The sequence below is a fragment of the Micromonospora globispora genome, assembly GCF_003857015.1.
GTDB classification, from domain to species: Bacteria; Actinomycetota; Actinomycetes; order Mycobacteriales; family Micromonosporaceae; genus Micromonospora; species Micromonospora globispora.
This window is the reverse complement of sequence record NZ_QGGF01000375.1, coordinates 1-18,765: the sequence shown is the minus strand read 5'-3', so window position 1 is coordinate 18,765 and position 18,765 is coordinate 1. Positions and strand designations below refer to the sequence as shown.

Sequence of the window (18,765 nt, the reverse complement as noted above, 5' to 3'; positions counted from 1 at the left end):
CGGCCGGGCCGCCCGCCGGTCGATGCGCGCCGGGGAGCCCGCCCTCGCCGTCGAGTACGCCGAACGCGCCGCCGAACTCGCCCGGGACGGGGTGCCGCTGGCCGACCGGGTGGTACACGCCCGGGCACTGCTCCAGATCGGCCGTCCGGCCGACGCGCTCGCCTTCGCCGAGAAGATCGCCGCCAACGCCGGTGACGCGGCGGCGACCCGGACCAGCGCCCTGCTGCTCGCCGGGCAGGCCCACCAGACCCTCGGTGACCAGGACCGGGCGGTGCGCTGCTGGCAGGAGGCGTTGCAGGTGGCCACTGCGGCGGAGCTGCCGACGATGCGCGCCTCGGCGATGCGCCGCCTCGGCATGGCCGACTTCATCGCCGGCCGGCTGGGCCAGGCGAGCAGCCGGCTCGCCGCCTCCTACCAGGTCAGCCTCTCCGCGAAGGACCCGCGCGGGCAGGCGTGGTCGCTGCAGAACCTGGCCTGGGTGACCACCACCCGGGGCGACTTCGCCGGCACCGACGCGGTGCTCGGCCGGGCCGCCCGGCTCTTCGCCGAGCTGAAGGACCCGTACGGCCGGGCCTGGCTGCGCGGCACCACCGCGTACGCGCGGCTGCTCGCCGGCCGCCTGAAGGAAGCCTGCCGGATGGCGCGGGTGTTCCTCCCGTTCGGGGAGCGGGTCGGCGAGGCGTGGGCGGTCGGCACGCTGCGCGCGGTCGAGGCGTACGCCACGGCGGAGCTGGGCGAGCTGGCCGAGGCCGACCGGGGCGCCCGGCAGGCGTACCGGGAGTTCGGCGAGGTCTCCGACGACTGGGGGCAGGGCTTCGCGCTGGTGGTCCGGGGCGTGGTGGCGCGCGGGCTGGGCGAGCCGGAGCACGCCGCCGACCTGCTCACCGACGCGCTCGCGTACGCCGAACGGACGTCCCACCCGCTGCTCACTGGGATGGCCGGCACGCTGCGCGGCTTCGTGGCGCTGGACATGGGCGACTGCGACACCGCCGAGCGGGACGCCCGTACCGTGCTCACCACCGTCGAGCCGCACAACCCGCAGGCGCCCGCCCAGGTGGCGCCCCGGGTGCTGCTCGCGATGGCCCGGCTCGCCGCCGGTGACACCGCGACCGCGGTCGGGCTGCTGGCCCCGGTCGCCACCACCGCCGCCAACAGCCCGTCGCTGCTCTTCTCCCGCCGCCAGACGATGGCCCGGTACGCCTCCGCGCTGCTCGCCCACGGGCAACGGGAGCAGGCGCTGGACTGGGCGCAGCGGGCGGTGGCCGCTCCCGCGGAGGACGTCCGCAGCCAGGTGATCGCGGCGTGCGTGCTCGCCGAGGCGCTGGCCGCGTGCGGCCGCCCGGTCGAGGCGCTGGCCAGTGCCGAGGAGGCGGTACGCCTGGCGTACGCCACCGAGCAGCGCAGCGAACGGGCCACCGCCGACGCCCTCCGGGCCCGGCTCACCCCCTGACCAGGACCGTCGCAGGTTTGCCGATTCCGCCGATGTACGTGTCGGGGCCGACCGTTAGCGTGTGTCTGGTCGAAAGGCCGTCCACAGCGACGGTCGCGAATGGGGAGGACGGATGAGGCTGCCGCGCTCCGGCGCCGGCTGGACGATCGCGGTCTTCGGCGTCCTGGCGGTGCTGCTGGGTGCGCTCGGGCTGATCTGGCCGGAGACCCAACTCCGGCTCCTCGGCTTCGAGGTGCCGACCCAACGCGCCCCCGGCGACTACACCGGCACGTTCCTCACCGCGTCCTCGATGGCCTCGTTCAACATGGGGGTCTACTACCTGCTGGCCACCGCCACCGAGTGGCGGTCGTTCTACCGCTTCACGGTCGTCTTCCGGCTGGTCACCTTCACCGTCTTCAGCCTCGCGGTGCTGTCCGAGGTGGCTCCGGGCCGGTTCTTCGGGGTCGCCCTCTGGGAGGGGGTGGGCGCGGTCGCCACCGCGCTCGGCCTCTGGTGGGACGCCCGCCGCGCCGCGCCGGGGACCTCGCCAACGGCCACTCCGGACGACACACCCGCCGGGTCCGGGTCCGGGTCCGCCCCGGCGGCCGACGCGGTTCACTGAGCGACGCGGACCGTTGGGTATTTTCGAGCCGTGACCGACACCCCGCCCGGCGCCCTGCGACTCCCCATCGTGCCCGGTCTGACCGATCTGCAGGTCTTCGCCCGGGGTGGGTACGCGACGGTCTACCGGGCCACCCAGATCTCGGTGGGGCGCGAGGTCGCGGTCAAGGTGGAGAACCGCACCCTGGACAGCGAGCGGGACCAGGCGCGCTTCCTGCGTGAGGCGCGGGCCGCCGGCAAGATGTCGTCGCACCCGCACGTGGTCGACCTCTTCGACGTCGGGGTCACCGTCGACCAGCACCCCTACCTGATCATGGAGCTCTGCGACGGGTCGTACGCGGAACGGATGCGCACCTCGCCGCTGGGCCCGGTGGAGGCCGGTGACCTGGGCGTGAAGATCGCGGACGCGCTCGCCCACTCGCACGCGGCCGGGGTGCTGCACCGGGACGTCAAGCCCGCCAACATCCTCTACTCGCACTTCAACCCGGCGGTGCTGGCCGACTTCGGCCTGGCGGTACTGGCCGAGGTGCGGGACGCCTCGGTCACGCTGGAGGTGCTCACCCCGGCGTACGCGCCGCCGGAGATGTTCAGCCACAGCCCGCCCACGCCCGCCGTTGACGTGTACGCGCTCTGCGCGACCCTCTACGCCGTGATGCACGGCCGGCCGCCGCGCTGGCAGTCTGAGCGGAACCCGAGTCTGGTCACCGTGCTGGAGATGTTCCACCAGCCGATCCCCGGCCTGCCCGGCGTCCCGGACGAGTTGGTCGACGTGCTGCGGGCCGGCATGGCGAACGATCCGGGTGCCCGCCCGTCGGCGGTGGAACTGCGCGGGATGCTCGCCTCGCTCCGGCTCGACTCCGGTCCGTCCCCGGTCAGCGGGGCGCCGGTTTCTGGCGCCCCGACCAGCGGCGGCCCCACCGGCGGCCCCGGCGCCGGTGGTTCCTCGGCGGCGCGGGGGTCCTCGCACTGGCCGCCTCGGCCAGCGCCGGGGCGTGGCTCGCCGGCGGTGCCCCACCCGTCGTCACTCCCACGCCGGTGAGCACCGGGATCAGCGTGCGCGGTGCCGGGGCGGGCGTGCTGCCGGGCTGCAGGCCGGGCGTCTCGGAGGTGAACCTGCCGTCAGGCGGACGCTGCGTGTCCGAGTTGGAGTGTTACGGCCCGGTGCGGGTGAGCCGCGACCGGGCGGCGGCGGCCCGGGTCCCCTGCGACGGCCGGCACACCTGGGAGACCTACGCCGTGGGCGAGCTGCCCGCGGCGCTGGTCGGCGCGGCACCCGCGGCGATCAACGCCGCCCCGGTCGTCCGCAGCGTCTGCAACGTCCGCACGTTCCGGCTGACCAGCGGGATCCGGTCCCAGGCCGGTTGGCGCCTGGAGGTCCTGCCGCCGGCGGAGACGGACGTCGACCGCACCTACCGCTGCCTGGCTGGGCGCGGCGTGGACGCGCTCGCCGCGCCGACCCTCACCGGTCGCTGATCCCGTTCACCGCCCGGCTGTCCCCCCGCACCGCCCGGCTGTCCAGCGCCTCCAACGTGTCCGCGTCCACGCCGTAGCCACCGGGGGCCCGCTGGCCGGGCGGCGGCGAGGCGGCCGGCGGTTCGACGTCGTGGGCCTGTCGGGCGGCGGCCACCGTCACCCCGGCGATCATCCCGAGCAGCACACAGCAGAGCGCCAGGATCACCGACAGGATGCCCTCCGGGCGCCAGACCAGCAGCGTCACCAGCGCGGCGACCGCCGCCAGGGACGCGGCGAAAGCCTTCACCCGCGCAACGGACTTGGGGAACAACCTCACCGGACAAGCATGACCCACGCCACTCCGCTGTCAACCGGCGGACCTGGGTGATGGAGAGCCCGTACTCGACGGTGCCGGTCTCGGTGACCTCGACATCGAACGGCACCGCGTCGTCGGTCGTGTTCCGCGTGCTGGTGCCGAAGGTCGGCGAGATCATCAACGGCGCCATCTGGACGCGTCAATGTCAGGTCGGCTTTCGGACTCCGGCTCGGCCGACGGCTCAGCGGTGGGCGGCCCGAGGCTCGGGAGCCACCGCCGACCTCCGTCCGCGCGGAGCCACCGCCGAACCGGTCAGTACGACTTGTCCTGGCCGAGGACGTGCTGGGCGACGAAGTTCAGGATCATCTCCCGGCTGACCGGGGCGATCCGGCCGGCCCGGACCGCGCCGAGCAGGGTCGCGACGCCGTACTCGGTGGTCATGCCGGCCCCGCCGAGGGCCTGGACGGCGGTGTCCACGGCGAGGGCGGCGGCCTCGCCGGCGGCGTACTTGGCCATGTTGCCGGAGACGCCGGCCTCCAGGTCGCGGCCGGCGTCGTAGAGGGTGGCCGCCTTGTGGATCATCAGCCGGGCCAGTTCCACCTGCACGGCCGCGTGCGCCAGCGGGTGGGCCACGCCCTGGTGGGAGCCGATGCTCCGGCCACCCCAGACCTTGCGGCCGGCGGTGTACTCGGCGGCCCGCTCGATGGCGTACCGGCCGGTGCCGGCGCCCATCGCGGCGACGGTGATCCGCTCCGGGTTGAGACCGGAGAAGAGGGCCGGCAGGCCGGCGTCCAGCGACTCGCCGACCAGCGCGTCGGCGGGGAGCCGCACGTCGTCCAGGTAGAGCAGGAACTGGTTCTCCGGGGACAGGATCTCCATGTCCAGCTTGGAGCGGGTCAGCCCCGGCGCGTCGGTGGGCACGATGAAGAGCGCGGGCTTCAGCTTGCCGGTCGACGCGTCCTCGGTGCGGGCCACCACCAGCACGTGCTGCGCCTCGTCGACGCCGGAGATGTAGCACTTGCGGCCGGAGAGCAGCCAGTCGTCGCCGTCGCGGCGGGCCACCGTGCCGAGCCGGTGGAAGTTCGACCCGGCCTCCGGCTCGGTGATCGCGAAGACGATCTTCTGGGTGCCGTCGGCGAGACCGGGCAGGTGACGCTTGCGCTGTCCCTCGGTGCCGTGTTTGGCGATCACGGTGGCGGCGATGGCGGGGGAGACCACGAGCAGCAGCAGCGGGCAGCCGGCGGCGGCCAGCTCCTCGCAGACGATGGCGAGCTCGGTGATGCCGCCGCCTCCGCCGCCGTACTCGGTGGGGATGTTGACGCCGAGGTAGCCGAGCCGGCCGGCCTCGTTCCACAGCTCGGTGGTGTGCTCGCCGGACTTGGCCTTCTCGACGAAGTAGCGGTGGCCGTACTTGCGGCCCAGCTCCCGCACGGCGTCGCGGAGCTGGTCCTGTTCGGGGGTGAGGTCGAAGTTCATCGGAGGTCCTCCTGCGGGTTGACCACGGCCAGCACGGCGCCGGTATCAACCTGACCGCCGGCCGGCACCGGCAGTTCGGCGACCACACCGTCGGTGGGGGCGAGTACGGGGTGTTCGAGCTTCATCGCTTCGAGGGTCAGCAGCAGCTCGCCGGCGGCGACCCGCTGGCCGACCTCGACGTGCACCCGGGTGACCGCGCCGGGCAGCGGCGCGAGCAGTGACCCGGCGGCCAGCTCCGCGGTGGGCAGCGGGAAGCGGGGCAGCTCGGTCAGGCTCGCCGCGCCGTCCGGGCCGTCCACGAAGACCTCCGACCCCACCCGGTGTACGCGGAACGCGCGCCGCACCCCGTCCACGTCGAGCACCACCCGGTCCGGGGCGGCCACCACCAGCGTCACGGCCGGCGAGTCGGTGGCGGCATCCCCGGCCGTCGCGTCTCCACCGGCCAGCGATCTCGCCGACCACTCGGCGAGATCGCCCGTCCGGTCCAGCCGGTAGGAGACCTCGATCTCGCCGCCGTCCGGGCCGGCGTATCGGGTGACCTGCGGGAACGCGGGCACGTTCCGCCAGCCGGAGGGGAGCCCGGGGAGCACGGGCGCCGCGGCGCGACGGCCGGCGGCCGAGGCGAGCGCGGCGGCCAGGGCGGCCAACGGAAGCTGCGCGGCGGGGAGCAGCGGGGCGAAGACCTCGTCGTGCCGCTCCAGGAAACCGGTGTCGATCTCGACCGCGGCGAACTCGGGGCTGCGCAGCACCCGGACCAGCAGGTCCCGGTTGGTCGGCACGCCGTGGATCTCCGCTCGGGCCAGCGCGCCCGCCAGGGCCCGGGCCGCCTCGGCCCGGGTCGGTGCCCAGGCGACCAGCTTGGCCAGCATCGAGTCGTAGTGCACGCTCACCACCGAGCCGTCCACAACGCCGGAGTCCAGGCGCAGCCCGGCCCGCGGGAGGTTGCCGAACTCCCGGTCCACGCCGGGAATCGCGAACCGGTGCAGGGTGCCGGTGGCGGGGCGGAAACCCTGCGCTGGGTCCTCGGCGCAGAGCCGCACCTCGATCGCGTGGCCGTCGGTCGGCGGGGTCGCCGCCAGCGGAAGCGGCGCGCCCTCGGCGACGAGCAGTTGCAGCCGGACCAGGTCGAGGCCGGTGACCGCCTCGGTGACCGGGTGTTCCACCTGGAGGCGGGTGTTCATCTCCAGGAAGAAGAACTCCCCGGAGGGGGCGAGCAGGAACTCGACCGTGCCGGCGCCGACGTAGTCGACGGCCCGGCCGGCGGCCACCGCGGCCTCGTGCAGCCGCTGCCGCACCTCAACCGGGATGACGCCGGGCGCCTCTTCGGTGATCTTCTGGTGTCGCCGCTGGATCGAGCACTCGCGCACCCCGAGGGCGGCGACCGTACCGTGGGTGTCGCCGAAGATCTGCACCTCGACGTGCCGGCCCCGCTCGACGTACCGCTCGATGAAGACCGTGCCGTCGCCGAACGCGGCCGCCGCCTCGCGGCGCGCGGAGGCCACGGCCTCGGCGAGCCCGGCGGCGCCCCGGACGATCCGCATGCCGCGCCCGCCGCCGCCCGCGGACGCCTTGACCAGCACCGGGAAGTCGGTGATCTCGTCGGCCTCGGTCCAGGTCGGCAGCATCGGCACCCCGGCCTCGGCGAGCAGCGCCTTCGCCTCCACCTTGTCGCCCATCGCGGCGATCGCCTTGGCGGGCGGCCCGACCCAGGTCAGCCCGGCGTCGGTCACCGCCGCGGCGAACTCGGCGTTCTCGGCGAGGAAGCCGTAGCCGGGGTGGACGGCGTCCGCGCCGGACTTCCGGGCCGCGTCGAGGATCAGGTCGATCCGCAGGTACGTCTCGGCCGGCGTGTTGCCCGGCAGGCGTACGGCCTGGTCGGCCTCGGTGACGAACGGCGCGTCCGCGTCCGCGTCGGAGTGCACGGCGACCGTCTGGACGCCGAGCGCCCGGCAGGTGGCGAAGACCCGGCGGGCGATCTCCCCACGGTTGGCAACAAGCAGTCTGTGAATCATGCTGGCCTCACATCCGGAAGACGCCGAAGCCGTCGGCGCCCTTCACCGGTCCGTTGTGGATCGCCGACAGGCAGAGCCCGAGGACGGTACGGGTGTCCCGGGGGTCGATCACCCCGTCGTCGTAGAGCCGGCCGGAGAGGAAGAGCGCGCCGGACTGGGACTCGATCTGCTGCTCGACCATCATCCGCATCGCGGCGTCGGAGTCCTCGTCGTACTCGCGCCCGCGGGCGGCGGCGGCCTGCCGGGCGACGATGGAGAGCACCCCGGCGAGCTGCGCCGGGCCCATCACCGCGGACTTGGCGTTCGGCCAGGTGAAGAGGAACCTCGGCTCGTACGCCCGGCCGCACATGCCGTAGTTGCCAGCGCCGTAGGAGGCGCCCAGGTTGACCGTCAGGTGCGGCACCGTGGAGTTCGACACCGCGTTGATCATGAGCGCGCCGTGCTTGATGATGCCGCGCTGCTCGTACTCGGTGCCGACCATGTAGCCGGTGGTGTTCTGCAGGAAGATCAGCGGGGTGTCGGCGGCGTTGGCGAGCTGGATGAACTGGGCCGCCTTCTGCGCCTCCTCGCTGAACAGCACGCCCCGGGCGTTGGCCAGCACGCCGACCGGGTACCCGTGCAGCTCGCCCCAGCCGGTCACCAGGGCGGTGCCGTAGCTCGGCTTGAACTCGTCGAACTCGCTGCCGTCGAGCACTCGGGCCAGCACCTCGCGCGGGTCGAACGGCACCTTGAGGTCGGCGCTGGCGATGCCGAGCAGTTCCTCCGGGTCGTACTTGGGCGGCTGGGGGAACGCGGTGCGCGACGGGGGGCCCTGCTTGCGCCAGTTGAGCCGGCGTACGCACTGCCGGGCCAGCCGGATGCCGTCCCGTTCGTCCTCGGCGAGGAAGTCGGCCAGGCCGGACGTGGTGGCGTGCATCGCGGCACCACCGAGCGACTCGTCGTCGGTGACCTCGCCGGTGGCCATCTTCACCAGTGGCGGCCCGGCCAGGTACACCTGCGACCGGTCCCGGATCATGATGGTGAAGTCCGACATCCCGGGCACGTACGCGCCGCCGGCGGTGGCGTTGCCGAAGACCACGCTGACCGTGGGGATCTTCGCCGCGGAGAGCCGGGTGAGGTCGCGGAACACCCGGCCGCCCGGGATGAAGATCTCCGCCTGGGTCGGCAGGTCCGCGCCGGCCGACTCGACCAGGTTGATCATCGGCAGCCGGTTGGCCAGGGCGATCTCGCCGGCCCGCCGGTTCTTGGCGAGGGACCAGGGGTTGACCGCGCCGCCGCGTACCGTCGGGTCGTTGGCCACGATCAGGCACTCCACGCCCTCGACGACGCCGATGCCGGTCACCGTGCTGGCCCCGACCGGGAAGTCCGTCCCATACGCGGCCACCGGGGACAGCTCCAGGAACGGGCTGTCCGGGTCGAGCAGCAGCTCGATCCGTTCCCGGGGGAGCAGCTTGCCGCGCTGGTGGTGCCGGGTCACGTACCGCTCGCCGCCGCCAGCCCGGGCCTGGTCGAGCGCGGCGTCCAGCTCGGCGAGGCGTTCCAGCAGCGCCTCCCGGTTGGCCCGGAAGGCCGGCGACGACGGATCGATCCCGCTGTCGAGTGTGGTCACAGGGCTTCTCTCCGTTCGTGACTGCGGGGCTCGCAGACCCGGCTCACTCCTCGCACTCACAGGCCCATGCCCTTCGCGATGATCTCGTTCATGATCTCGGTGGTGCCGCCGCCGATGCCGAGGATGCGAGCGTCCCGGTAGTGCCGTTCCACTTCGGCGTCGCGCAGGTAACCGAAGCCGCCGTGCAGTTGCAGTGCCTGGTCCACGACCCAGTCGCAGGCGGACACCGCCACGTTCTTCGCCATCGCCACCTCGGTCACCACCGGCTCGCCCGCCGCGACCCGGGCCGCCACGTCGTGCACGTACGCCCGGGCGGCCTCGGCCCGGGTGTGCATCTCGGCCAGCCGGTGCCGCACGAGCTGTCGACTCGCCAGCGGGCGGCCGAAGGTGGACCGGTGCCGGCACCACGTGGCGGCCAGCTCGACGCAGCGCTGCGCGGTCGCGTACGCCTGGGTGGCCAGGGAGAGCCGCTCGGCGGCGAAGTGCTGCATGATCGCCAGGAAGCCGGTGTTCTCCTCGCCGATCCGGTTCGCCACCGGCACCCGTACATCGACGAAGCTGAGCTCGGCGGTGTCGGAGCAGTGCCAGCCGAGCTTCTCCAGCCGCCGCCCGACGGTGAACCCGGGCGTGCCCTTCTCGATCACCAGCAGGCTGAGTTCCCCGCTGCCGGGGAAGTCGGTGCAGACGGCGGTGGTCACGAAGTCGGCCCGGACCCCGCTGGTGATGTAGGTCTTCGAACCGTTCACCACGTAGTGGTCGCCGTCGCGGCGGGCGGTGGTGCGGATCGCGGCGACGTCGGAGCCGCCGTCCGGTTCGGTGATCGCCAGCGCGCCGATCATCGTCCCGGCGAGCGTCGGGCGCGCGTACCGCTCGATCAGGTCGTCGTCGGCGGCCGTCCGCCCGTCGCCGAGCTTGCCGGCGATCCAGCCGCCAAGGCCGTCGGTCCGCCGGCCGGCGGCGGCCACCATGTGCGGCAGCGCGATGCCGTGCGTGAAGAGCGCCGCGACCAGCCCGGACGAACCGCCCGATCGGATGATCTCCTCGGTGACGATGATCGAGTCGAGGAGGTCGCCGCCGCTGCCGCCGACCGACTCGGGAAAGCCGATGCCGAGCAGCCCGATCTTCGCGGCGGTGGCATGCAGCTCCCTCGGCACCTCACCGGCGCGCTCCCAGTCGTCCAGGTGCGGCAGCACCTCGCGGGTCACGAAGGCGCGGGTCAGTTCCCGCAGCTGCCGCCGTTCCGGGGTGTCCACGATGGTCATGCGGCGGCCTCTCCGGCGCGGCCGGTGGCCGCGGCCTGCCTCGATGCGGGTGCCAGCTCGGCCGGCAGGTCGACCACCCGGGAGCGGAGCAGCTCGCCGAGCGCCTTGGCCTGGGGATCGAACCGGGTGGAGGCGGCCACTCCCTGCCCGAGCAGTCCCCGGATCACGAAGTTGACCGCCCGCAGGTTCGGCAGCTCGTACCGCTCCACGGTCAGCGGGGCGGTCTCCGGCAGCAGCTCGGCCAACCGTGCCACGGTCAGCCAGCCGCGCAGCCAGGCCCAGGTCGCGTCGGTGCGGGCCCAGACGCCGAGGTTCGCGTCGCCGCCCTTGTCGCCCGAGCGGGCCCCCACCAGCTCGCCGAGCGGGACGCGCCGGGTCGGCCCGGCGTGCTCCGTCGCGCCGCCCCCGACCACGCCGGCCTCGACGTCTGTGATGGCGCTGGTGCCGATCGGCGGGGCGATCGGCACCCGCTCACCGCTCGCCAGCACGGCGACGTGCGCCACCGCGTCCTGCGGCACGACGTCGGCGGTGAAGACGCCGTACGGGGTGGCGTCGCCGGGCAGGGTGGTCAGCGTGCAGCCCGGGTAGGAGGCCAGGGCCAGCTCCACCGCGGCCGCCGAGAAGGCCCGCCCGGCCCGCGCCTTGTCACCGTCGCGCAGGTGTACGCGCAGCAGCGCGCTCGCCGTTTCCGTCTCCGCCGCGTCGGCGTGGTCGGTCCGGGCCAGGGTGAACTCCAGCCCCTCCTTGCCGACCGCCTCCTCGATCTGCCCCCGCACCAGCGCGGCCTTGGCCGGGATGTCCAGCCCGCAGAGCACGAACGTCATGGAGTTGCGGAAGCCACCGAGGTTGTTGACGCCGACCTTGAGGGTGTCCGGTGGCCGGGTGCCCCGGACGCCGCTGACCCGGACCCGGTCCGGCCCGTCCTGGCGCAGCTCCACGGTGTCCAGCCGGGTCACCACGTCCGGCCCCAGGTACGCCGGCCCGCCCACCTCGTACAACAGCTGGGCGGTGACCGTCTCCACGGTGACCGCGCCGCCGGTGCCCGCGTGCTTGGTGAGCACCGACGAACCGTCCGGGTGGATCTCGGCGATCGGGAAACCGGGTCGGTGCCCGCCGTCGGGAAGCTCGGTGAAGAAGCTGAAGTTGCCGCCGGTGACCTGCGCCCCGCACTCGATGAGGTGCCCGGCGACGGTCGCCCCGGCCAGCGCGTCCAGGTCGTCGCGGCCCCAGCCAAACTGGGCGATCGCCGGCCCGACGGCCAGCGAGGCGTCGGTGACCCGACCGGTCACCACGATGTCCGCCCCCGCGTCGAGGCAGGCCGCGATGCCGAACGCGCCCAGGTACGCGTTGGCGGTGAGCGCGTCCGGGCGGGCGAGGGCGTCGCCTTCGACGTACCCGACGCGGGCGGTGAGGCCGAGCCGGTCGGCGAGCGTGCCGATCGCCGCCGCCAGCCCGGCCGGGTTCAGCCCGCCGGCGTTCGTCACGATCCGCACGCCCCGGTCGAGCGCGGTACCGAGGCAGCCCTCCAGTTGCCGGAGGAAGGTCTTCGCGTACCCGAGTTCGGGGTCGCGCAGCCGGTCCCGGCCGAGGATCAGCATGGTCAGCTCGGCCAGGTAGTCGCCGGTCAGCACGTCCAACTCGCCGCCGTCGAGCATTTCCCGCCAGGCGGCGAAGCGGTCGCCGTAGAAGCCGGAGGCGTTGCCGACCCGTAGTGCGCCGGTCATGCCGTCGCCCCGGCGCGCTCGTCGCCGCCCGTACCGACCTGCGCGGACGCCGGTTCACGGCCGGCCCCCGGTGGGCCGGCGAAGGCCTGCGCCACGTCGAGCCACTCGTCGGCGATCGGCCCCGTGGCGACCAGCGCCAGGTCGGCGCGGTGTCGGCGCTGGGTGACCAGCAGGCAGAAGTCGAGCGCCGGCCCGGTGACCCGGTCGGCGGCGTCGGCCGGCCCGAAGGACCAGGTGCCACCATCGGGCCCGGCGAGTTCGACCCGGACCGGTGCCGTCGGGACCGGGCGGCCGTGGGCCGCGAAGCTGTGCCCGAGGGTACGGAAGCCGAGGTGGGCGACGTGCCGCAGCCGCTCGGTCGGGGTGCGACTGACGCCGAGCGCGTCGGCGACATCCTCGCCGTGCGCCCAGGTCTCCATCATCCGGGCGGTGGCCATCGAGGCCGGCGACATCCCGGTGCCGTACCAGGGCAGTTTCTCGCCGGGAGCGGCGGCGGCGAGCGCTGCCGTGAGCGCCGCCCGGCCGTCGCGCCAGCGGGCCAGCAGCACGGCGGGCGGGGCGAGGAACGACTCGGCGCCGTCGTCCACCAGCCGGGCCGGATCGGGGGCGGAGGCGACGGAGGCGTAGAACGCCTGCCCGTCGGTGGCGGCGAGCCGGGCCACGTGGTCGGTCCAGGCCAGGTGGGCGATCTGGTGGGCGACCGTCCATCCCGGAGCCGGGGTGGGACGGGCCCACGCCTCGGGCGGCAGCGGGGCGACGAGGGCGTCGAGCTGCTCGGACTCGGCGGTCAGATCGGCGAGCAGTGCTGTCAGGTCGACCATGGTGCCTCCGGGCGGGGTGTGCCGGTCAGGGTGTTGGGGTCATGGTTGGTCGCTCCCGGCGCCTGCCTGACCCTCGCCGTTCCGCCGATGGTGCATCGTTCCTCGGTGCGGCGGGTCGGTGTCCGGCGTGAGCAGGGTGGCGAGCTGGCGCTTCCAGGTGTGCAGCAGGGCGGTGCGGCGGGCCGTGTCGTCGCTGAGCAGGTTGGCCACGCCGAGGCCGCGGAGCAGGTCGAGGGTGGCCTGCACCGCCTCGCGGACGCCCGGCCGGCGCTCGTCGACCCCGAGCAGTTCCACGGTGAGCCGGTGCATCTCCCGGCCGACCCGGGCCTCCAGCGGCACGAGGGCGCCGCGCAGCTCGGCGTCGGTGCGGGCGGCCACCCAGAGTTCGAGGGCGGCGACGAAGAGCGGCCCGGTGAATGCCGCGCCGAGCAGGTCGATCACCCGGTCGAGCCGCTGCGGACCGGTCGGCAGGGACTCCGCCTCGGTGCGCAGCTCCGCCGCCCGGCGCTCGGCGAGGTGGGCGACGGCGGCGGTGACCAGGGCGGCCTTGGTGGGGTAGTGGTGCAGCTGGGCGCCGCGGGAGACACCGGCGCGGGCGGCCACCACGGTGGTCGTGGTGCCGGACCAGCCGTGCTCGACCAGGCAGTCGACCGTCGCCTCCAGCAGCCGGGCCTGGGTGGCGCGGCTGCGTTCCTGCTGAGGGACGCGGGTCGATGCGGTGGGCACGGGGACAGCCTGCCGCCGATAAAACAAACAGTCAAGCCTGACTTTTTTCGCCCTCGCGGCTACGCGGCCATTGCGGTGCTTTGTCGATGTTCCCGATCCAGGTACATGGATCTACCTGCCCGCCGCGAGCTGCGCTAACGTGCGGCCACGAGATCAAGGAGGCGTGCCGTGAACCAACCTCCCGACCCATCCGAGACCGCCACCCAGGTCGAACGGTTCGGCTACCGCCAGGAGCTGAGCCGGTCCCTCAGCTTCACCGACCTGCTCATCTACGGACTGATCTTCATGGTGCCGATCGCCCCCTTCGGCATCTTCGGCAGCGTGTACGCCGGCTCCGGCGGCATGGTCGCGCTGGCCTACATCATCGGCATGGTGGCGATGATGTTCACCGCCCTGTCGTACGCACAGATGGTCCGCGCATTTCCGATGGCCGGCTCGGTCTACAGCTACGCGGGGCGCGGCATCGCGCCGCCGGTCGGCTTCCTTGCCGGCTGGGTGATCCTGCTCGACTACGTCCTCGTGCCCGGCCTGCTCTACCTGGTGGCCAGCGTGGCCATGCACTCCCTCGTGCCCGGCGTACCGGTGTGGCTGTGGCTGGCGGCATTCGTCCTGCTCAACACGGTTGTCAACTACCTCGGCATCCGGATGACGGCCAGGGTCAACCGGGTCATGCTCGTCGCCGAGCTGGTCATCCTCGCGATCTTCCTGGTCGTCGGCGTGGTCGCACTCGCGCAGGGCAAGGGCGAGGGCTTCTCGGTGCGGCCGTTGTTCAATGCCGACACCTTCTCCTGGCCGCTGGTGTTCGGGGCCGTGTCGATCGCCGTCCTGTCCTTCCTCGGCTTCGACGGGATCTCGATGCTGGCCGAGGAGAGCCGCGAGGAGGCCCGCCAGATCGGCCGGGCGATGGTCGCGGCACTGCTGCTGGCCGGCGCCCTGTTCGTCGTGCAGACGTGGGTCGCGGCCCTGCTGGTGCCGGATGCGTCCGGCCTGCTCGCCAACGGTGACCCCGAGGGAACGGCCTTCTACGACGCGGCCCGGGCGGCCGGCGGCGGCTGGCTGGCCGGGCTGACCGCCCTGGCCACGGCGATCGCCTGGGGCTTCGCCAATTCCCTGGTGGCCCAGGCCGCGACCTCCCGCCTGCTGTACGCGATGGCCCGCGACCGGCAGATGCCCCGCTTCCTCGCCCGGGTCAACCCGAAACACAAGGTCCCGGCCAACGCCACCCTGCTGGTCGCCGCCATCTCCCTGGCACTCGGCCTCTACATGGCCAGCCGGGACGACGGGATCTCCCTCCTGTCCACGCTGGTCAACTTCGGCGCGATGACGGCGTTCCTGGCGCTGCACGTCTCCGTCGTGATCCACTACGTGGTCCGCAACGGGAGCCGGGACTGGTTGCGGCATCTCGTCGTACCGGTGATCGGCTTCCTGATCCTGCTCTACGTGGTGATCAACGCGAAGGTCGCCGCGCAGGTGCTCGGCTTCGTCTGGTTGGCCGTCGGGCTCGTCGTCCTGCTGATCTTCTACGCGACGGGTCGGCGTCCCGAACTCGCCGCGCTCGTCGAAGTCGCGCACGAAGACACCGACGAGCCAGTCAAGGAGCCGCAGTGACCGAGGTGGTGAAGTACCGGCCGGAGCCGGATGAGCTCTCCTACACGTTCGGTGGGCGCGAGGCGGTGCTCCGGGTACGCCCCGGCACGATCGTCGAGCTGTACACCGAGGACTGCTTCGGCGGGCGGGTCCGCGGCGTCGACGACCTGCCGTCGCAGGTCTGCGAGTTCCCGTACCTCAACCCGGTGACCGGGCCCATCCACGTCGAGGGCGCCGAGCCGGGGGACACCCTCGCCGTGCACTTCGTCGCCATCGAGCCGGCCCGGGACTGGGCGGTGTCCAGCACCTTCCCGCACTTCGGCGCGCTCACCAGCACGCACACCACGGCCACCCTGCAACCCCCGCTCGACGAGGTGGTCTGGCGGTACGACGTCGACGTCGCCGCCGGCACGGCGACGTACCGGGCCCGGCGGGGCGACTACACCGTGGAGCTGCCGCTGGATCCGATGCACGGCACCGCGGGGGTGGCGCCGGGCGGCTTCGAGGCGCGGATGACGATCACCCCGGATGCGCACGGCGGCAACATGGACAGCCCGGAACTGCGCGCCGGGGTCACGGCGTACTTCGGCGTGAACGTGTCCGGGGCGCTGTTCGCCCTCGGCGACGGGCACTGCCGGCAGGGGCACGGCGAGGTCTGCGGCACCGGCCTCGAGGCGGCCATGAACACCACCGTGGTGCTGGACGTGATCAAGGGCGCGAGTACGCCGTGGCCGCGGCTGGAGTCCGACGCCGCCCTGATGTCCACCGGCTCCGCCCGCCCGCTCGAGGACGCGTACCGGATCAGCCAGCACGACCTGGTCACCTGGACCGCGGAGCTGGTCGGGCTGGACCAGCTCGACGCGTACCAGCTGATCGGCCAGGCCGGTGAGGCGCCGGTCGGCAACGTCTGCGACCCGAATTACACGATGGTGGCGAAGGTGGACAAGCGCTATCTGGGTGGCGTGAGCGGGTACGACGGCGTGCACGCCCGGCTGTGCGAGACGGCGCACGACTACCTGACCCATCGCTGATCCGATCAGGGGACCGGCCGGGCCGCCCGCTCGGCCGGTCCGCCCCGCCCGACGGGCCTCCGCCGGGGAGCGGCACCGGTCAGCGGCCGTCGCGGGGAGCGAAGACGGCGAGGGCGTCGGCGTCGGTGTGCCGGGAGCGCAGGTACTCGTTGGCCCACTCGGCGGCGTCCGGGAAGCCCGACTCGGCCCCCACCCGGGCGCAGGCGGCGTCGATGTCGTACCCGGTCCGGCGGAGCTGCACGCCCGGGCCGAGCAGGGCCCACCAGGCACCCGCCCCGCCGTACGGCATGCCGACGCTGCCCGGGTTGACCACCAGACGGCGGTCGACCAGCCGGGTGAACGGCATGTGCGTGTGCCCGCAGACGACCGTGCCGACCTCGGCCGGCAGCCCCGCGAAGACCGCCGACCAGCGTTCCATCCGGGTGTCGACCAGCACGACCTCCTCGTCGTCCCGGGGCGTCGCATGACAGAAGAGCACCTCGTCCAGCCCGGCGATCGGCAGGGTGACGGTCAGCGGCAGCCCGGCCAACCGGGCCACGTGGTCGTCCCGGAGCTGCCCGGCGGCCCAGTTCGAGACCTCGATCGGGGACGGCTTCCCGGCACGCGCCTCGACCAGCTCCCGATCCGCGTTGCCCCGGACCCAGCAGGCGCGCTCGCCGAGGGTGGCGAGCAGGTCCAGCACCTCGACCGGCTGCGGGCCGGCCGCGATGTCACCGGTGAGCACGATCAGATCGGCGGCGGCCACGTCCGGCTCGGCCAGCACGGCCTCCAGCGGGGGCAGCGCACCGTGGATGTCGGAGAGTACGGCGACACGATCCAGCATCGCTCCACCCTGACCGTGGCCCGGTGGCGCTGTCCAGATCTTCTGCTCCCGGCAGACGGCCGCCCGGACATGCCAGGACGCCTGCCCACCGTCGTGGCGGTGGGCAGGCGTCTCGGTTGGGGCTCAGACCCGGGCGCGGCGGGCCAGTCGCTCCGGGTCGAGGATGATGATGCTCTTGCCGTCCAGCCGCAGCCAGCCGCGGGAGGCGAAGTCGGCGAGCGCCTTGTTGACGGTCTCCCGGGAGGCGCCGACGAGCTGGGCGATCTCCTCCTGGGTCAGGTCGTGGGTCACCCGCAGCACGCCGCCGTCGCGGGTGCCGAACCGGCCGGCCATCTGGAGCAGGTTCTTCGCGACCCGCCCCGGCACGTCGGTGAAGATCAGGTCGGCCAGCGAGTCGTTCGTCCGGCGCAGCCTGCGGGCCAGCACCCGGAGCAGCTGCTCCGCGATCTCCGGGCGGTTGTTCAGCCAGGGCCGCAGCGCCTGCTTGCGCAGCCGTACCAGGCGGGTGTCGGTCACCGCGGTGGCCGTCGCCGTACGCGGGCCGGGGTCGAAGAGCGACAGCTCGCCGACCATGTCCGACGGGCCCATCACGGCGATCAGGTTCTGCCGGCCGTCCGCCGCGCGGCGACCAACCTTGATCTTGCCGGACAGCAGGATGTAGAGACTGTCGCCGGGCTCACCCTCGTTGAAGACGACCTCGCCCTTACGGACCTCGATCGTCTCCATCTCCTTGGCGAGCGCCTCAGCCGCCTCCGGGTCGACACCCTGGAAGATCCCACTGCGGGCCAGTACCTCGTCCATTCGCGCACCTCCGCCTGCGCGTGCCGTCCGTCGGCCGGGTCCGCCGTCCGCTGATCCCGCGCGCGCCGACAAGTCTAGGCGCACCGGAGCGGGAATCAGAGGCGCACCCCTGGAATCTTGATCGTTGGACGTAACCTGACCGACCTGATCAAGCAGTACGATCGCGCGCCGCGAAGCGGGTGGTCAGCGGCCATCCCCACCTCGGATCGTAGGGTCACAGCGTGGTGAACGAGCCGTTCCTGACCAGCCGCCGCGAGGACGGGTGTGACATTCCGATGCTGGTGTGGCGCGCCGAAGCGCCGCTGCTGGCGATCGGCTCCGCCCCGCTGGGCGGCGGCATCGGCGTACGGCGATGGGTGGTCAACGCGACCGTGCCGATGTCGTACCACCGGGACGACCCGGCGGACCACCTGGCCGAGCTGGCCGACGGGCTCGGCCTGGCCGGGCCCGGGGTGGGGCTGCTGACCGGGGTCGACGTGGCCGAGGTGGTGGCCGGGGCCGACGGCGGGGTGCGGGTCTGGGCGACGGTCGGGCTGGGCACCCCGGTGTGGGCCGCCGCACCGGCGCCTGCCGCCCCCGCGCAGCGGGTCGGCACGGTCAACATCGTGGTGCACGTCCCGGTCCGGCTGAGCGACGCCGCGCTGGTCAACGCGGTGGCCACCGCGACCGAGGCGAAGGCGCAGGCGATCTGGGAGCTCGGGCTGCCCGCCACCGGCACCCCCACCGACGCGGTCACCGTCCTCTGCCCGGCGGACGGCGACCCGGCCCCGTACGGCGGCCCCCGCTCGACCTGGGGGGCGCCGCTGGCCCGGGCGGTCAACGCCGCCGTCCTCTCCGGCGGCGCCGGGACCGTGGTCCCCTGGTCCGACCGGCTGACGGCCTGAGCTGACCGCGAGGGGGCTGGGCCGGTCAGGTTTTCCGACCGATCGGCCGTCGTCCGAGCGTTTCCCGCGCGATAGCGTCACGGACGATGTATGCTCCCGCACCCTCCGCGCCCGGCCCCCGTCGCCGACCGGCTGCCGCCCGTCGTCGGCTGGCCGCCGGCCTCGGCATGCTGCTCGCCGCGCTGCTGCTC

The 18,765-nt window shown here is 73.5% G+C and carries 15 protein-coding genes and 1 pseudogene; 6 read left to right on the top strand and 10 right to left on the bottom strand.

Translation table 11 applies throughout. From position 1 onward, the window contains the following. The 3 genes and pseudogenes from DKL51_RS19145 to DKL51_RS19135 all read left to right on the top strand — a co-directional run. Window positions 1–1,450 (top strand): ATP-binding protein (locus tag DKL51_RS19145; RefSeq protein ID WP_480212867.1); only part of this gene is annotated, 1,450 nt, incomplete at its 5' end. A gap of 112 nt (window positions 1,451–1,562) precedes the next feature. Then, on the top strand, window positions 1,563–2,051 hold the full coding sequence (locus DKL51_RS19140) for a hypothetical protein (protein WP_109966506.1): 489 nt from the start codon (window positions 1,563–1,565) through the stop codon (window positions 2,049–2,051). 30 nt (window positions 2,052–2,081) lie between these two features. Continuing rightward, window positions 2,082–3,523, top strand: a pseudogene (locus tag DKL51_RS19135) (serine/threonine-protein kinase). On the opposite strand, the gene DKL51_RS19130 reads toward DKL51_RS19135, so the two are convergent. The 8 genes from DKL51_RS19130 to DKL51_RS19095 form a co-directional block, all read right to left on the bottom strand. After that, window positions 3,510–3,839, bottom strand: a complete 330-nt coding sequence (locus tag DKL51_RS19130; protein WP_123809814.1) for a hypothetical protein — start codon at window positions 3,837–3,839, stop codon at window positions 3,510–3,512. The pseudogene DKL51_RS19135 and the gene DKL51_RS19130 overlap by 14 nt on opposite strands. A gap of 291 nt (window positions 3,840–4,130) precedes the next feature. Then, complete coding sequence (locus DKL51_RS19125; protein ID WP_109947542.1) at window positions 4,131–5,294, bottom strand: acyl-CoA dehydrogenase family protein; 1,164 nt, start codon at window positions 5,292–5,294, stop codon at window positions 4,131–4,133. Then, entirely contained in the window at window positions 5,291–7,306 is a 2,016-nt protein-coding gene (locus tag DKL51_RS19120; RefSeq protein WP_109947541.1) for an ATP-binding protein, read from the bottom strand. Before DKL51_RS19120 ends, DKL51_RS19125 begins: the two co-directional genes overlap by 4 nt. Window positions 7,307–7,313: 7 nt before the next feature. Beyond that, window positions 7,314–8,915 carry an acyl-CoA carboxylase subunit beta gene (locus tag DKL51_RS19115; protein WP_109947540.1) on the bottom strand — a complete coding sequence of 534 codons (1,602 nt, stop codon included), beginning with the start codon at window positions 8,913–8,915 and terminating at the stop codon, window positions 7,314–7,316. 56 nt (window positions 8,916–8,971) lie between these two features. Next, a complete protein-coding gene (locus tag DKL51_RS19110) occupies window positions 8,972–10,177 on the bottom strand; it encodes an acyl-CoA dehydrogenase family protein (protein WP_124812334.1) in 1,206 nt (401 codons plus the stop codon). Beyond that, window positions 10,174–11,901 carry an acyclic terpene utilization AtuA family protein gene (locus DKL51_RS19105; protein ID WP_124812333.1) on the bottom strand — a complete coding sequence of 576 codons (1,728 nt, stop codon included), beginning with the start codon at window positions 11,899–11,901 and terminating at the stop codon, window positions 10,174–10,176. Before DKL51_RS19105 ends, DKL51_RS19110 begins: the two co-directional genes overlap by 4 nt. After that, on the bottom strand, window positions 11,898–12,722 hold the full coding sequence (locus tag DKL51_RS19100) for a TIGR03084 family metal-binding protein (protein ID WP_124812332.1): 825 nt from the start codon (window positions 12,720–12,722) through the stop codon (window positions 11,898–11,900). Before DKL51_RS19100 ends, DKL51_RS19105 begins: the two co-directional genes overlap by 4 nt. A gap of 39 nt (window positions 12,723–12,761) precedes the next feature. Then, window positions 12,762–13,448: a TetR/AcrR family transcriptional regulator gene (locus DKL51_RS19095; RefSeq protein WP_243420981.1), complete on the bottom strand. Its 687-nt coding sequence runs from the start codon at window positions 13,446–13,448 to the stop codon at window positions 12,762–12,764. Between the two features lie 168 nt (window positions 13,449–13,616). Here DKL51_RS19095 and DKL51_RS19090 point away from each other — a divergent pair, with 168 nt between their 5' ends. Further along, entirely contained in the window at window positions 13,617–15,056 is a 1,440-nt protein-coding gene (locus DKL51_RS19090) for an APC family permease (protein WP_124812331.1), read from the top strand. Continuing rightward, the gene (locus DKL51_RS19085) at window positions 15,053–16,066 is read left to right on the top strand and encodes an acetamidase/formamidase family protein (RefSeq protein WP_124812330.1); all 1,014 of its coding nucleotides are present in this window, start codon (window positions 15,053–15,055) and stop codon (window positions 16,064–16,066) included. Before DKL51_RS19090 ends, DKL51_RS19085 begins: the two co-directional genes overlap by 4 nt. 79 nt (window positions 16,067–16,145) lie before the next feature. Here DKL51_RS19085 and DKL51_RS19080 read toward each other — a convergent pair whose 3' ends face one another. Together DKL51_RS19080 and DKL51_RS19075 are read right to left on the bottom strand one after the other, a co-directional pair. Further along, the gene (locus DKL51_RS19080) at window positions 16,146–16,889 is read right to left on the bottom strand and encodes a metallophosphoesterase family protein (protein WP_109947534.1); all 744 of its coding nucleotides are present in this window, start codon (window positions 16,887–16,889) and stop codon (window positions 16,146–16,148) included. A gap of 123 nt (window positions 16,890–17,012) precedes the next feature. Further along, on the bottom strand, window positions 17,013–17,690 hold the full coding sequence (locus DKL51_RS19075; RefSeq protein ID WP_007073398.1) for a Crp/Fnr family transcriptional regulator: 678 nt from the start codon (window positions 17,688–17,690) through the stop codon (window positions 17,013–17,015). A 221-nt stretch (window positions 17,691–17,911) separates the two neighbouring features. On the opposite strand from DKL51_RS19075, the gene DKL51_RS19070 reads away from it, so the two are divergent. After that, the gene (locus DKL51_RS19070) at window positions 17,912–18,574 is read left to right on the top strand and encodes an adenosylcobinamide amidohydrolase (protein ID WP_109947533.1); all 663 of its coding nucleotides are present in this window, start codon (window positions 17,912–17,914) and stop codon (window positions 18,572–18,574) included. The last annotated feature ends 191 nt before the right edge of the window (window positions 18,575–18,765 follow it).